The organism is Streptomyces olindensis, from assembly GCF_040645895.1.
Classification (GTDB): domain Bacteria; phylum Actinomycetota; class Actinomycetes; order Streptomycetales; family Streptomycetaceae; genus Streptomyces; species Streptomyces olindensis.
Genome location: NZ_JBEYZD010000022.1, coordinates 87,868 through 102,317 on the forward strand (window position 1 = coordinate 87,868; position 14,450 = coordinate 102,317).

Below are 14,450 nucleotides of genomic sequence, written 5' to 3' on the forward strand. Positions count from 1 at the left end.
GATGACGAGCGGTGATTACCGTTCGTGTCTCGATCGTCACTGATCGCGCGTACGCTGCGGAAGAGGCCAGGTGTTGTCTGGCGGGCCAGGCAACGGGGAGGGGTGACATGGGGGAGAAGGTTGACGCTCAGCCGGTCTCCGGGCGGGCGATGCTCGGGCAGACGCTCAAGGTCCTGCGGGAGAAGGCCGGGAAGTCACTGGGGCAACTGGCCGACGAGACCGGGTACGAGAAGAGCTATCTGAGCCGGCTGGAGTCCGGGGAGCGGCTCTCCAAGGTCACTGTCATGGAGGACCTGGACGGCTACTACGGCACCGGTGACCTGCTGCTGAGCCACTGGAAGGCGGCTCGGCTGGACGCGTTCAAGGACCAGTACAAGGAGTACATGGCCCTGGAGGCGACAGCACGGATCATGTGGGTGTTCTCGCTGGGTGTGCCAGGGCTTCTGCAGACCGAGGACTTCACCCGGGAGGTGTTGTCTGGGGCCCAGACAACGGCCGACGGGGACGAGGTCGTCGAGGAACAGGTGGCGGCGCGGCTCGGTCGCCAGTACCTGCTGCGTCAGAAGCCGGAACCCGAAGTCCGCGTCATCGTCGACGAGTTCGCACTCCGACGCCCCGCTGCCCAGGGCAAGACCTGGGAGGACCAGCTGCTGCACCTCGAGAGCGCCGCGTTGTGGCCCAACATGGCGCTCCAGGTACTGCCGTTCTCAGCGGGAGCGCACCACCATATGAACGGGTCGCTGACGCTGCTCTGGCAGTTGGACGGAAGCGCTGTTGCCTACACGGAAGGCAACAGCAGCGGTCGGCTCATCGAGGATCCGGGCGAGGTTCTTCGGGAGCGAGCGTCCTACGATCGGCTTCGCGACCTGGCGTTGTCCCCGTCGGATTCGCTCACGTTCATCAGGGACGTACGGGAGGAGCACAGATCATGACGAACAACCTCGACCTCACCACCGCCCTGTGGCGCAAGTCGAGCTACAGCGACGGGGGCGCCAACAACTGCCTCGAAGTCGCCGACGACCACCCCGGCATAGTCCCCGTCCGCGACAGCAAAACACCCGCGGCCCGCCCGCTGCTCTTCTCCGCCGCGTCCTGGTCCGCATTCGTGCGCGGCGTGCGGGAGACCGCGTGATCCCCGAGCTCAGCAGCGCTGTGTGGCGCAAGTCGAGCTACAGCGACGGAGGAGACAACAACTGCGTCGAGGTCGCCGACAACGACCTCGGCATAGTCCCGGTCCGCGACAGCAAGCAGCCGCACGGTCCAGTAGTCGTGTTCGGCGCAAGCACCTGGTCCTCGTTCACTACTGCCGTCTGGCGTAAGTCCTCCTACAGCGAAGGGGGAGCCAACGACTGCCTCGAAGTCGCCGACAACCACCCCGGCATAGTCCCGGTCCGCGACAGCAAGACGCCGCACGGCCCCGTGCTCGTGTTCCGGTCGGGGCCGTGGGCGGCGTTTCTCAGCGGGGTGAAGGGCTGACTCACCTCGCCCAACCCGGCTTCCACACCTCCCCCTCCGTCAGCCGCGGCCGCGTGGCCACCAAGTGGTCGCGGAGTGCCGCCAGGCCCGGATGGGGATTGTCCGTCCGCCAGAGCAGGGAGTGGGGGTACACCGGGGTCGGATCGATCACCGGGACGAGGCGTAGGTCGTGGTCGGCCGGCCAGACCAGGGGCGTGCGTTCGCTGAGGAACGTCGCCAGGGTCGGGGAGTCCGCGATGGTGTCGAGGAGCGCTTCGATGCCGAAGTCGGGGCCGATCGTGTCGATCGTCGGGCCGAACGTCTCGGCGAGTTCGTCGTAGTAGGCGGACCATTCCGTCCCCGGCGTGTTGCCCGGCATCCAGATCCGTTGCCCGGCCAGCCGCGACGGAGTGATCGAGGGCGCGTCGGCGAACTCGTGGCCGGGGCCGACGCACAGACGGAGCGGTTCGTCCAGGACGGGAACGGCCGAGACACCGTCCGGCAGCCGGTGCCCGGGCATGGTCACCGCGCGAAACGTGGCGTCCACCGCCCCGTCCCGCACGGCCGTCACCGCCGCGTCCGCGCCGAACAGCGCGATGACGTCCAGCGCGATCTCCGGACGGGCGCCGTGGAAGTCCCGTACCAGGCCGGCCGTGGCGGCCCTGCGGCCCACGACGTCCACACGCAGCGCGCGGTCCCCCGGGCGTACCGCGGCCAGCGCCCGTTCCTCCGCCCGGAGCAGCGCGCGGGCGTGGGGCAGGAGGGCCTGCCCGTCGATGGTGAGTTCCGCTCCCCGCGGTGTACGGACCAGCAACCGCACCCCGAGGTCCTTCTCCAGCGCGGCGATCCGCTTGGACACGGCCTGCTGGGTGAGCGAGAGATCCACCGCGGCCTTCTGGAACTGCCCGGAGTCCGCGATCGCGACGAAGGCCCGTACGGCTTTGAGGTCCACCGGTGCATGGTCCTAACGGGGCCCGGCCCGCCGCAAGGACCACCGGCGCACCGGCTCCACCGCGCCGACGACCCCCACGGCCACCGCCCCGGCCAGCAGCACCGCCCACCGGTCGTGCGCCGCCGCCCACCGGTCGTCGTCGACCGGCACGAACAACGCCCACCAGGGCGGCGAGAGCAGCAGGGCCAGCAGCGACGAGGTCAGCAGGCCGGCCGCGACCGGCGGGCCGGGCCGGGTGAGGTCGCTGCAGCGCACCACGGCCACCGCACCGGCCACCGCCAGCGCGAAGGCCGCACCGGCCTCCAGCGTCACGGCGGCGACCGGCGGCCGGATGTCCGGCGGCACGAGCAGCAGCGCGACCGTCCACCAGGCCGCCACGGCCGGGGCGACGAGGGCCACCCGCAGCGCGACGCGGAGCGGGCGCGAAGTCGGCACCGTCGACGTGGTGTGCCGGGCCGGGTCGTCCAGGAGGAACACCAGGCCCATCGCGAAGGCCAGGATCGCCGCGCGCAGCAGGGGCAGCGCGAGCCAGTCGCCCTCCTCGCCCGCCGTCCGGGACAGCGCGGCGATCAGCAGCCCCGTCGCACCGGCCGCGCCGACCACGCCCCACGGCAGGGTCCGGGCGACGGCGACGGTCAACTCGACCCTCAGTCCAGGCACTTGTCGTCCCCCTCGGGTGCCTCGACGCCCAGCAGTCCGGCCGCCCGGGCCGCCGTCACCTTCGGCGCCGTCAGCTCGGCCCAGTGGGCCTTGACTCGTGCGGTGACCTCACTCCGGGGTCGCCGCAGCAGTTCGCGCAGCACCTCGGTCTGGGCGTCCGTCATGTACAGCCCGTCCGTCGGCTGGAGCACCAGGTCCGAGCCGGTCACGGTGTCGTTGAGGCGGACGCGGCGCAGCGCCGCCAACGGGTCGGACTCCCAGCCCACGGTCAGCCACATGACCGTGACCATGCGGCCGTCGCACATCGAGGTGGACGCCTTCTCGTTCCCCGCCACCAGCACACCGGCCACGGCGGCCGAGAACTCGGGGACGCGGTTCCCGCCCCACTGGGTGCCCACGGTCACCTCGTGCGGACGCTCCAGAGGCATCAGGGCACCGTCGCCGCTGAGGCCGTAGCGCGCCTCGACCCGCTGGCGCACGACGACGTCCTGCCGGTGGGCGCTGCCCCCGGCCAGGGACCGGACGCGGTCCACCACCCCGGCCCAGTCGTCGACCCGCGGCCCCCACTCGGGGAAGGCGCAGTACGTCGATCCGTCCCGCCGGACGCAGGACTGCACCCGCTCCGGGTCGAGCGTGGCCCGTTCACGGGCCCGGATCAGCTCGGGCGAGTCGCCGCCCGCCTGGGCCACCCCGCCGACCAGCGTCATCGCGACCGCACCGGCGACACCCGCCAGCACCAGCGGCTTGCGGTTCCCGGCGACGAGCACCGCGAGCAGCCCGAGGAACAGGGCCAGCCCTGCCAGATACAGGGCGTGCCAGGCGGCGGGCCGGCCCATCAGGTCGGACGGCAGCGTGTTGCTGGTGCCCTCGGCGACCACCGGCAGCAGCCAGCGGCTCCCGTCGGCGCTCATGCCCGAGAAGAACAGGAACAGGAACAGGAAGACCACGACCAGCAGCGGGGCCGCGAGAACCGACCTCACCAGACCGGCGAGGAGCAGCCCGACCAGCCCGAACAGCAGCACGGTCAGCGGCCCCACGAGCAGTTCGCCCACCGACCCCCGCCCGATCGCGCCGGGCCTGAGCGCCTCCCGGCCGAACTGCGCGGCCACGCACCCGGCGACGAACAGCGCCGCGGTCACGGCCGACAGCGCGTGGGCGACCGTACGCCGCCACGGCGGGAGCACGAGCACCCCGAAGTGGTGCTCCGTCCCGTGCCGTCGCGAACGCAGCGCGGCGTGGTTGACGCACAGCAGGACCGCGAGGCCGATGAGCATCGGCGCCGCCTGGGTGTCGCGGTCGGCGTCCTGGAGGGCCGGAAAGTCGCCCCAGGCCTTGCCGGAGCGCCACACGGTCCAGCCGGCGTACCCGACGAAGGCGATGATCACCGGCAGTCTCGTCAGCAGTCGGCGCGTCTCGAACAGGGCCAGCGCGAACACGGCGGCCCAGGGCCCGCCCGGCTCGGACCGGACAGCGGGCCGCACCGGCTTGTCCACCACGGCGGTCATGCGGCCACCCCCGCCCCGGCACCGTCGAGGGTGAGCAGATAGCCGTCCTCCAGGGTGGGTTCGAGCAGGTCGGCCCCGTCCGGCGGATCTCCGATGTTCCGGAAGGTCCCGGTCCCGGTACGCCATCCCGCCTTGGCGCCCGGGTCGCGCTCCGCGCTGCTCCACACCCTCCCCGAGGCCCGGGCCGTCAGCTCGGCCGGAGTTCCCTCGAAGCGGACCCGGCCGCCGGCCATGACGAGCACGCGGTGGCAGAGCATCGCCACGTCCTCCGTCTGGTGGGTGGAGAGCAACACCGTGCGGCCCTCACCGGCCCCGGCGATCAACTCCCGGAAGCGCATGCGCTGTTCCGGGTCCAGCCCGACGGTGGGCTCGTCCAGCACCAGGAACCCCGGATCGCCGACCAGGGCGGCTGCCAGGGCGACGCGCTGCCGCATCCCGCCGGACAGCCTGCGGATCCGTTTCCCCCGGACGTCGGCCAGCCCCACCTCGTCGAGCACCCGCCGCACCTCGCGGTGCCGGGCGGCCCGGCCGTTCATCTCCTTGAGGATCGCCACGTAGTCGACGAACTCGAAGGCCGTGAAGTCGGGGTGGAGCCCCGGCGTCTGCGGCAGGTAGCCCAGGCGACGGCGCACCTCCTGCCTGCCCCGGGTGGTGCCCGGATCGTGCCCGAGCACGGTGAAGGCGCCCCGGTCGGCGGGCAGGGCCGTGGCGAGCACCCGCAGCAGTGTGGTCTTGCCGGCGCCGTTGGGCCCGAGCAGGCCGGTGACGCCGCCGGTCAGCCGCAGCGACACGTCGTCGAGGGCACGGGTGCCGCCGTAGTGCAGGCTGAGGCCGGAGGCGGACACGGTCGGAGTCATACGGCACGTCCCTGGAAGAGATCGAAACGGTCACGGAGGAGATAGAGCAGCCCGGCGCCGAGCCCGGCGACCGCCGCCGCCACGCCCTGTCCGGCCGGGGTGAACGGCGCGAGCGGCGCCTCGGCCCCCGCCCGCAGCGCGTCGGCCGTCACCAGCAGCCCGACCCACGCCCCGCCGACCAGCGACGGCGCGAGCACCGGCCCCAGCCGCGGCGTCAGGGCCAGTCCGGTCGCGGTGAGCGCGAGCGCGGGCAGCAGCCAGGCCAGGGCCCGCAGCCCGTACTCGGGCAGGGCCAGGGTCGCCAGCCCGTTCAGCCCCAGCACCACGCCCAGCACGGCCACCGTCCGGATCATCAGCAGCCGGAACCCGTGCAGCGGCGCCACCACGGCCATCTCGTACGTCGGATCCAGCGCCGGCCCGTACGACAGCGCCACCCCGGCCAGCGGCAGCAGGGGCGCGAGGGCGAGGAACAGCGTCGGGAACTCCCCGCCCCGCACGGCGTGCGACGCCCCGACGCTCAGCAGCAGCACGGCGACGACGGCCCCCAGCCAGGACCGCCGCAGCACCGGCGCCGCCGCCAGCAGCCGCGCGGTGTGCCCGGCCACCCCCACCCTCACCAGCAGCGACTCCAGCACCCCGGTCCGCGGCGCGTCGAGCTCGGCGTCGAGCCGCTCCCAGCCCGCGTCGAGCTCGACGGGGTCACCGACCTCGGCGAGCGCGCCACGGCACCGGGCGCACGACGTCAGATGGGTGTCCGCCGACCACAGCGCGGGCGCGGCCAGCTCCCCCCGCGCATAGGCGCGCAGATCCTCTTCAGGCACGTGCCAGCTCATGCCAACGCCTCCCGCAACTGCTTCCGGGCCCGCATGGCCCGCGTCTTGACCGTCCCCGGCGGAATCCCGAGCAGCACGGCCGCCTCACGGGTCGTCAGCCCGTCGATCACCGTCGCCTGCAGCACCGCACGCAGCTCCGGCGACAGCCGGACCAGGGCGCCGGCGAGGTCCCCGTGCTCCACCCCCGCGAGCACGCGCTCCTCCGCCGACGCCTCGTCCCGGTGCCGCAGGCGTGCCAGGGCCTGCCGCAGCCGCCCCCGCGCCCCGTCCCCGCGCAGCGCGTCCACCAGCCGCCGCGACCCGATGCGCCACAGCCACCCGGCCACATCGCCGTCCTCCCGGTAGCGGGCCTTGCCCCGCCACACCGCGAGGAACGTCTCCTGTACGACGTCGTCGACGACACTCGGATCGGCGCACCGCCCCCGCAGCCGGGCCCGGAGCCACGGCGCGTACCGCCGGTACAGCTCCTCGAAGGCACGCCGGTCGGCGTCCGCGGCAACGGCCCGCAGCAGCTCCCCGTCGCTTCTCGTTTCGCTCACGTCCCCTCATCGCACGGCCCGGCCGGAACGGTTCACAAAAGCACGGCTTGACTTTCCCGGGCGCCGTCCACAGCCTGTGGGCAGCCGCCCGCGCCCCGCCCCGGGCCTGTGGACGCCCGCGAGCCGCCCCCCGCTATCCCGCACGTCATGTCTCCGTAACCATCGATTCAGACGAGCTTGCGAAGCTCGGCCAATGAATCCCGCCGTGCCAGAGCCTTCGCCGCCCCAGCAGGGGCCTGAGGGAAACGGGAACACTCATGTGACGCCCCCGCTCCCACCCGCGCTCTCCGACGCGCCCGTGATGCTCGCGGCGCGGAAGAATGGGTCCATGAGCCAGCCGAACACCCAGGCACAGGTCCAGCACGCGCAGCCCTCCGTGGGCTCCATAGCAGCCCACCGCCCGCACACGGTGGCCGCGGCCGTCTCCGACCTGGAACCCGACATCGACGCCGACCTCGACGCGTACGAGGAGTCGCAGGTCGACGGCGTCCAGCTGCCGCAGGGCCGCTTCCTCGACCGGGAGCGCAGCTGGCTCGCGTTCAACGAGCGCGTGCTCGAACTCGCCGAGGACCCGAACACGCCGCTGCTGGAGCGGGCCAACTTCCTCGCGATCTTCGCCAGCAACCTGGACGAGTTCTTCATGGTCCGGGTGGCCGGCCTGAAGCGCCGCATCGCCACCGGCGTCGCCACCCGCTCCGCCTCCGGCCTCCAGCCCCGCGAGGTGCTGGAGATGATCTGGGCCCGCTCCCGCGAGCTCATGGCCCGGCACGCCGCCTGCTACCACGAGGACGTCGCCCCCGCACTCGCGGAGGAGGGCATCCACCTGGTCCGCTGGAGCGAGCTCCAGGAGAAGGAGCAGGCCCGCCTGTTCACCCTCTTCCGGCACCAGATCTTCCCGGTGCTGACCCCGCTGGCGGTCGACCCGGCACATCCCTTCCCGTACATCTCCGGCCTGTCCCTGAACCTGGCCGTCGTCGTGCGCAACCCGGTCACGGGCCACAAGCACTTCGCCCGCGTGAAGGTACCGCCGCTGCTGTCCCGCTTCCTGGAGAGCTCCCCGGGCCGCTACGTCCCCATCGAGGACGTCATCGCCGCCCACCTGGAGGAGCTGTTCCCGGGCATGGAGGTCCTGGAGCACCACGCCTTCCGCCTCACCCGCAACGAGGACCTGGAGGTCGAGGAGGACGACGCGGAGAACCTGCTCCAGGCCCTGGAGAAGGAGCTCATGCGACGCCGCTTCGGGCCGCCGGTGCGCCTGGAGGTCGAGGAGTCCATCGACCGCGAGGTCCTGGACCTCCTCGTGCGCGAGCTGAAGATCAGCGAGGCCGAGGTGTACCCGCTGCCCGGCCCGCTGGACCTCACGGGCCTGTTCCGCATCGCCTCCCTGGACCGCCCGGAGCTGAAGTACCGCAAGTTCGTCGCCGGCACCCACCGCGACCTCGCCGAGGTCGAGTCGGCGTCCGCGCCGGACATCTTCGCCGCCCTGCGCGAGCGGGACGTGCTGTTGCACCACCCGTACGACTCGTTCTCCACCTCCGTCCAGGCCTTCCTGGAGCAGGCGGCCGGCGACCCGGACGTCCTCGCGATCAAGCAGACCCTGTACCGCACCTCCGGCGACTCCCCCATAGTCGACGCGCTCATCGAGGCCGCCGAGTCCGGCAAGCAGGTCCTGGTCCTGGTCGAGATCAAGGCCCGCTTCGACGAGCACGCCAACATCAAGTGGGCCCGCAAGCTGGAGGAGGCCGGCTGCCACGTGGTCTACGGCCTGGTCGGGCTGAAGACCCACTGCAAGCTGTCGCTGGTGGTCCGCCAGGAGGGCGAGACGCTCCGCCGCTACAGCCACGTCGGCACCGGCAACTACCACCCGAAGACGGCCCGCCTCTACGAGGACCTCGGCCTGCTCACGGCCGACCCGCAGGTCGGCGCCGACCTCTCGGACCTCTTCAACCGCCTCTCCGGCTACTCGCGCCGCGAGACCTACCGCCGCCTGCTCGTGGCGCCCAAGTCGCTGCGCGACGGTCTGGTCTCGCGGATCACCAAGGAGATCCAGCACCACCGTGCGGGACGCCCCGCGTACGTCCGCATCAAGGTCAACTCGATGGTCGACGAGGCCGTCATCGACGCCTGCTATCGCGCGGCCCAGGCGGGCGTGCCGGTGGACGTGTGGGTGCGCGGCATCTGCGCGCTGCGCCCGGGCGTGGCCGGCCTGTCGGAGAACATCCGGGTCCGCTCGATCCTCGGCCGGTTCCTGGAGCACTCCCGGGTCTTCGCCTTCGGCAACGGCGGCGAGCCCGAGGTGTGGTTCGGCAGCGCCGACATGATGCACCGCAACCTCGACCGCCGGATAGAGGCCCTGGTCCGGGTCACCGACCCGGCCCACCGGGCGGCCCTGAACCGGCTGCTGGAGACCGGCATGTCCGACGCCACCGCCTCCTGGCACCTCGGCCCGGACGGCGACTGGACCCGGCATGCGACCGACGCGGACGGCCAGCCCCTGCGCAACGTCCAGGAGATGCTCATAGACGCCCGGAGGCGCCGGCGTGGCACAGCAACACCTTGACCCGACGAACCCTGTGGCCGGTCCCGCCCCCACCGGTGACGCCCTCGCGGGCTACCTGCGGACCCAGGCCACGGAGTTCCTCCGAGCGCTGCGCCTGCACCGGGAGACGGGGTCCGGGGCGAGCGGCTCGGAGGGGTCCGCCGAGGCGGCCCGCGCTCTGCGCCGCTCGGCCCGCCGCATCAGCGCCAGCCTGCACACGTTCCAGCCCCTGCTGGACACGGACTGGTGCGAGGGCATGCGCCCGGAACTGGCCTGGGTCTCCGGCACCCTGGCCATGGAGCACGCGTACACGGCCCGCCTGGAACGCCTGCTGTCGGCCCTGCACCGCCTGTCGGGGTCGACGGCGTTCCCCGCACAGGCGACCGAGCCGGCCGCGGGGCACCGGGCCGACGCCCAGTCCCACCAGACGGCGACGCAGGAACGCGGCAACCTCACCGTGGGAGCAGCGAAAGCAGGCGCCCTGCTGGACCGCCAGCTCACCCTCGCCCGCACCCGGGCCCACTCCACGGCCCTGCAAGCCCTGGGCAGCAGCCGCTTCCACGCCATCGCAGACAAGGTCGCGGTCCTGGCCAGCGAGGTCCCCCTCACCACGACGGCCGCCGCCACCGACCTCCGCCCCCACGCCACGGCGGCGGAGGAACGCCTCAGGGACGCCGTCACCGCCCTGCCGCTCATCACCGCGGGCAGCCCGTACAACGCCGCGGCGCTCGTCCACGGCCTGTCCCCGGACACGGTCCCGCACCCGCAGGACGCCCCCTGGCACCAGGTCCGCCTGCTGCTGCGCCTGCACCGCTACGCCCGCGAGGCCGTCAGCGGCCCCAAGGGCAACGCCGTCGTCGACCTGCGCCTGCTCTCCGCGGGCCAGGCCCTGAACCGCCACCGCGACGCCTCCGAGGCAGCGGCGGCAGCGGCCCAGGCGGCCCGCACCCCCCGCATCGCCCCGGCCACGGCGTACGCCCTCGGCGTGCTCCACGCCGACCAGCGGCACGAGGTGGAGGCCGCGCGGTTCGCGTTCCAGCAGTCCTGGCAGAAGGAGGCGGTGAGTACCCGGTGAACCCCGGCCCCGGTCCCGGCGAGGACCGCACCGTCCGGGCGGCCGGCTGCGTCCTGTGGCGCCGCTCCCCCGCCACCGCCGGGCTGGAACTGTGCCTCGTCCACCGGCCGAAATACGACGACTGGTCCTGGCCGAAGGGCAAGCTCAAGCGCGGCGAGGACGCGCTCGCCGGCGCTCTGCGCGAGGTCGCGGAGGAGACCGGCTGCCGGGCCGTGCCGGGCGCCGAGCTGCCCACCCTGCGCTATCGGGCGAACGGCCGCCCCAAGCAGGTGCGCTACTGGGCGGCCGAGGCGGTGACCTGCGCTTTTTCCCCGACGGACGAGGTGGACCGGGTCCTGTGGCTGGCTCCGGCGGCAGCCCGCGCCCGCCTCACCCAGCCCTACGACCGGCCCCTGGTCGACGCGCTGCTCGCCGTACTTCACCTGCCCCGCACGGCCGGCTGACCGGATTTCGTCGGTCCGCTCCCGAAGCGGAATGCGTACGTGCTCTCCCCGTAAGCGTTCCGTGACCTAACCAGGCCTTAGGCAGGGGTTCACCCCTCGTTCATTTGCGCCCATCGGCGGCTTCACCTGATCTGCCTAATTTCAGCCTTACCGACGTGAGCCGCGCCCTGTCGGGTGCAGTCGCGTCCCGCGTCAGCCAGTCCTCGCACGCCGCCGATCAGGACGGCGGCTCCTGGAAGGAACTCAAGTGAAGCTTCAGCGCATGAACCGGCGGGCCCTCGCTCTCGGTGCTCTCGCCGTCTCCGGCGCCCTGGCCCTCACGGCGTGCGGCTCCGACGACACCGGCGGCAACACCCCCGGCGGCTCCTCCAACGCCGCCGCGCCGAGCAACGTCAAGTGCGACGACGCCAAGGGCCAGCTGCTGGCCGACGGCTCGTCCGCGCAGAAGAACGCGATCGACGCCTGGGTGAAGCAGTTCGCCGCCGCCTGCCAGGGCGTGCAGATCAACTACAAGGGCGGCGGCTCCGGCGCCGGCGTCACCGCGTTCACCCAGGGCCGCGTCGCCTTCGCCGGCTCCGACTCCGCCCTGAAGCCCGAAGAGGTCGAGGCGTCGAAGAAGGTCTGCTCCGGCGGCCAGGGCATCGACCTGCCGATGGTCGGCGGCCCGATCGCGGTCGGCTACAACGTCAACGGCGTGGACAACCTCGTCCTGGACGCCTCGACCCTGGCCAAGATCTTCAACAACGAGATCACCAACTGGAACGACCCGGCGATCAAGAAGCTGAACCCCAACGCGAAGCTTCCGAACCTCAAGATCCAGGCGTTCCACCGCTCGGACGACTCCGGCACCACCGACAACTTCACCAAGTACCTGATCGCCACGGCCAAGAAGGACTGGCCCTACGAGGGCGGCAAGACCTGGCAGGCCAAGGGCGGCCAGTCCGCCTCCGGCTCCTCCGGCCTCGCCCAGCAGGTGAAGCAGACCAACGGCGCCATCAGCTACTTCGAGCTGTCCTACGCCAAGGACGGCATGAAGACCGTCGACCTCGACACCGGTGCCGCCCAGCCCGTCAAGGCCACCATCGAGAACGCCACCAAGGCCATCTCCGAGGCCAAGGTCGTCGGCACGGGCAAGGACCTCGCCCTGGAGCTGAACTACGGCACCAAGGCCGAGGGCGCCTACCCGATGGTCCTCGTCACCTACGAGATCGTCTGCGACAAGGGCAACAAGTCCGACACGCTGCCCGCCACCAAGGCGTTCCTGCGCTACATCGCCTCCGAGGACGGCCAGAAGGTCCTCGCCGAGAACGACTACGCGCCGATCCCCGCCGACATCATCTCCCAGGTCCGCACCACCATCGAGGGCCTGAGCTGATCCGAGTGCGGCCCGGTCTCCTCCCGGGGACCGGGCCGCACCGTCCGGTGCACCGCCGCCAGTGGCCGTACGTCACGTACGGCTCCGCAGAGCCGCCGCAGACCGCGCACGGCTCCGCAGACCGGAGAACCTGATGGACACATCAACGCAGATAACCGACGCTCCTCCCCCCGCATCACCGCCCGCCGTCGACAAGCGCGTCGCGCGCGGGGTCACCCGGCCCGGAGACCGGATCTTCCTCGGTCTCTCCCGCGGCTCCGGCATCCTGCTGCTGGTGATCATGGCCGCGATCGCGGCCTTCCTCACCTACCGCGCCTCCCTCGCCATCAGCAAGGACGAGGGCAACTTCCTCACCACGTTCCAGTGGGACACCAACGCCACCCCGCCGGTCTTCGGCATCGCCGTCCTGGCCTTCGGCACGGTGGTCTCCTCGATCATCGCCATGGTCATCGCGGTCCCGATCGCCGTGTCCATCGCGCTGTTCCTCACGCACTACGCCCCGCGCAAGCTGAGCGGCCCGATCGCCTACGTGATCGACCTGCTCGCCGCCGTGCCGTCCATCGTGTACGGCCTCTGGGGCGCCCTGATCCTCGTGCCGCACATGAACGGCCTCTTCGGCTGGCTGAACGACTACCTCGGCTGGACCGGCATCTTCTCCTGGGAGGGCGGACCCGCCCGCTCGATGCTGACCGTCGGGATCCTGCTCGCGATCATGATCCTGCCGATCATCACCAACGTGAGCCGCGAGGTCTTCCGCCAGGTCCCGCAGATGCACGAGGAAGCGGCCCTGGCGCTCGGCGCCACCCGCTGGGAAGTGATCCGCATGGCGGTGCTGCCCTTCGGCCGCTCCGGCGTGATCTCCGCCTCGATGCTCGGCCTCGGCCGCGCCCTCGGCGAGACCATGGCCGTCGCCACGGTGCTCTCCCCGACCTTCGACATCCAGGCCAGCCTGCTCGACCCGGGCGGCGGCACGTTCGCGCAGAACATCGCCAGCAAGTTCGGTGAGGCCAGTGTCTTCGGCCAGGACGCGCTGATCGCCTCCGGTCTGGTCCTGTTCGTCATCACCCTGCTGGTCAACGGCGCGGCCCGCGCGATCATCGCCCGCCGCAAGGAGTACTCGGGGGCCAACGCATGAGCACCGCAACCGTCGCCCCGAAGGGCCCCAGCACCCTGCGCGGCGCCCGCCTGCCCAAGTGGGCCCCCTACGGGATCGCCGCCGGTTCGATCGCCGTCGCGATCGGCATCGGCCTCGCCGCCGGCCTGCACAGCCGCGTCCAGTGGGGTCTGATCGCCGCGATCCTCTACGTCGTCGGCACGTACGGCATCGCCACGGCCGTCGAGGGCAAGCGGCAGGCCAAGGACCGCATCGCGACCTCCCTCGTCTGGGTCGCCTTCCTGCTCGCCATCGTCCCGCTGGCCTCGCTGGTGTGGTCGACCGTCGCGCGCGGCGTGAAGGTCCTCGACCTCTACTTCCTGACGCACTCCATGGGCGTCGTCGCCGACACCGAGCCGGGCGGCGGCATCTACCACGCCATCCTCGGCACCCTGGAGCAGGTCGGTCTCGCCACGCTGATCGCCGCGCCGATCGGCGTCCTCACCGCGATCTACCTGGTGGAGTACGGCCGGGGCCGGCTCTCCAAGGCCATCACGTTCTTCGTCGACGTCATGACCGGCATCCCGTCGATCGTCGCGGGTCTGTTCATCCTCAGCCTCATGCTGATCTTCGAGATGCAGCCCTTCGGCTTCGCCGGATCGCTGGCCCTGGCCATCCTGATGATGCCGGTCGTGGTCCGCTCCACGGAGGAGATGCTGAAGCTCGTCCCGAACGAGCTGCGCGAGGCCTCCCTGGCGCTCGGCGTCCCGAAGTGGCGCACCATCCTGAAGGTGGTCCTGCCGACCTCCATCGGCGGCATCACCACGGGCATCATGCTGGCGATCGCCCGCATCGCGGGTGAGACCGCCCCGGTCCTGCTGCTGGTGTGGGGCAACCCGTTGATCAACCCCAACCCCTTCGAGGGGGCGCAGGCCTCGCTGCCGCTGTACATCTACCAGCAGTGGGCCAACAGCGCGGGCTCCGGTGCCGCGTACGACCGCGCATGGGCGGCGTCGCTCACCCTGATCGCCTTCGTGATGATCCTGAACCTGGTGGCCCGCGGCATCGCCCGCTGGAAGGCCCCGAAGACCGGTCGCTGACGCGGCCACAGCGACTGATGAGTC

Annotated in this window: 15 protein-coding genes; 9 read left to right on the top strand and 6 right to left on the bottom strand. The window is 71.9% G+C overall.

The annotated features are described in order from the left end of the window. Positions 1-107 precede the first annotated feature (107 nt). From ABZ948_RS16815 to ABZ948_RS16825, 3 genes are read left to right on the top strand one after another with little or no spacing between them, the layout of a single operon-like run. Positions 108-932: a helix-turn-helix domain-containing protein gene (locus tag ABZ948_RS16815; protein WP_359760188.1), complete on the top strand. Its 825-nt coding sequence runs from the start codon at positions 108-110 to the stop codon at positions 930-932. Further along, entirely contained in the window at positions 929-1,132 is a 204-nt protein-coding gene (locus tag ABZ948_RS16820) for a DUF397 domain-containing protein (protein ID WP_359760190.1), read from the top strand. The genes ABZ948_RS16815 and ABZ948_RS16820 overlap by 4 nt, the downstream gene beginning before the upstream one ends. Beyond that, positions 1,129-1,476 (top strand): DUF397 domain-containing protein, encoded by a 348-nt coding sequence (locus tag ABZ948_RS16825; RefSeq protein ID WP_359760192.1) that lies wholly within the window; start codon positions 1,129-1,131, stop codon positions 1,474-1,476. The genes ABZ948_RS16820 and ABZ948_RS16825 overlap by 4 nt, the downstream gene beginning before the upstream one ends. Position 1,477: 1 nt before the next feature. On the opposite strand, the gene ABZ948_RS16830 is transcribed toward ABZ948_RS16825, so the two are convergent. The 6 genes from ABZ948_RS16830 to ABZ948_RS16855 are packed head-to-tail and all read right to left on the bottom strand — an operon-like array spanning position 1,478 to position 6,801. Beyond that, positions 1,478-2,407: a LysR family transcriptional regulator gene (locus tag ABZ948_RS16830; RefSeq protein WP_359760194.1), complete on the bottom strand. Its 930-nt coding sequence runs from the start codon at positions 2,405-2,407 to the stop codon at positions 1,478-1,480. 12 nt (positions 2,408-2,419) lie between these two features. Further along, on the bottom strand, positions 2,420-3,067 hold the full coding sequence (locus tag ABZ948_RS16835) for an ABC transporter (protein WP_359760195.1): 648 nt from the start codon (positions 3,065-3,067) through the stop codon (positions 2,420-2,422). Continuing rightward, positions 3,055-4,572 carry an ABC transporter permease gene (locus tag ABZ948_RS16840; protein WP_359760196.1) on the bottom strand — a complete coding sequence of 506 codons (1,518 nt, stop codon included), beginning with the start codon at positions 4,570-4,572 and terminating at the stop codon, positions 3,055-3,057. Before ABZ948_RS16840 ends, ABZ948_RS16835 begins: the two co-directional genes overlap by 13 nt. Continuing rightward, positions 4,569-5,429, bottom strand: coding sequence for an ABC transporter ATP-binding protein (locus ABZ948_RS16845; protein WP_359760198.1), 861 nt, complete (start codon positions 5,427-5,429; stop codon positions 4,569-4,571). Before ABZ948_RS16845 ends, ABZ948_RS16840 begins: the two co-directional genes overlap by 4 nt. Then, on the bottom strand, positions 5,426-6,262 hold the full coding sequence (locus tag ABZ948_RS16850) for a cupin domain-containing protein (protein ID WP_359760199.1): 837 nt from the start codon (positions 6,260-6,262) through the stop codon (positions 5,426-5,428). Before ABZ948_RS16850 ends, ABZ948_RS16845 begins: the two co-directional genes overlap by 4 nt. Further along, complete coding sequence (locus tag ABZ948_RS16855) at positions 6,259-6,801, bottom strand: RNA polymerase sigma factor (protein WP_359760201.1); 543 nt, start codon at positions 6,799-6,801, stop codon at positions 6,259-6,261. Before ABZ948_RS16855 ends, ABZ948_RS16850 begins: the two co-directional genes overlap by 4 nt. Positions 6,802-6,994: 193 nt before the next feature. Between ABZ948_RS16855 and ABZ948_RS16860 the strand changes: the two genes are divergently transcribed. The 6 genes from ABZ948_RS16860 to pstA all read left to right on the top strand — a co-directional run bounded on the left by ABZ948_RS16860 (position 6,995) and on the right by pstA (position 14,426). Further along, a complete protein-coding gene (locus tag ABZ948_RS16860) occupies positions 6,995-9,361 on the top strand; it encodes an RNA degradosome polyphosphate kinase (protein WP_359760202.1) in 2,367 nt (788 codons plus the stop codon). Next, entirely contained in the window at positions 9,342-10,415 is a 1,074-nt protein-coding gene (locus ABZ948_RS16865; RefSeq protein ID WP_359760204.1) for a CHAD domain-containing protein, read from the top strand. The genes ABZ948_RS16860 and ABZ948_RS16865 overlap by 20 nt, the downstream gene beginning before the upstream one ends. Beyond that, the gene (locus ABZ948_RS16870; RefSeq protein WP_359760206.1) at positions 10,412-10,858 is read left to right on the top strand and encodes an NUDIX hydrolase; all 447 of its coding nucleotides are present in this window, start codon (positions 10,412-10,414) and stop codon (positions 10,856-10,858) included. The genes ABZ948_RS16865 and ABZ948_RS16870 overlap by 4 nt, the downstream gene beginning before the upstream one ends. A gap of 247 nt (positions 10,859-11,105) precedes the next feature. Continuing rightward, the gene (gene pstS, locus ABZ948_RS16875) at positions 11,106-12,233 is read left to right on the top strand and encodes a phosphate ABC transporter substrate-binding protein PstS (RefSeq protein WP_359760208.1); all 1,128 of its coding nucleotides are present in this window, start codon (positions 11,106-11,108) and stop codon (positions 12,231-12,233) included. A 133-nt stretch (positions 12,234-12,366) separates the two neighbouring features. Continuing rightward, positions 12,367-13,368: a phosphate ABC transporter permease subunit PstC gene (gene pstC, locus ABZ948_RS16880; RefSeq protein ID WP_359760210.1), complete on the top strand. Its 1,002-nt coding sequence runs from the start codon at positions 12,367-12,369 to the stop codon at positions 13,366-13,368. Further along, on the top strand, positions 13,365-14,426 hold the full coding sequence (pstA, locus tag ABZ948_RS16885) for a phosphate ABC transporter permease PstA (RefSeq protein WP_359760212.1): 1,062 nt from the start codon (positions 13,365-13,367) through the stop codon (positions 14,424-14,426). Before pstC ends, pstA begins: the two co-directional genes overlap by 4 nt. Positions 14,427-14,450: the final 24 nt, after the last annotated feature.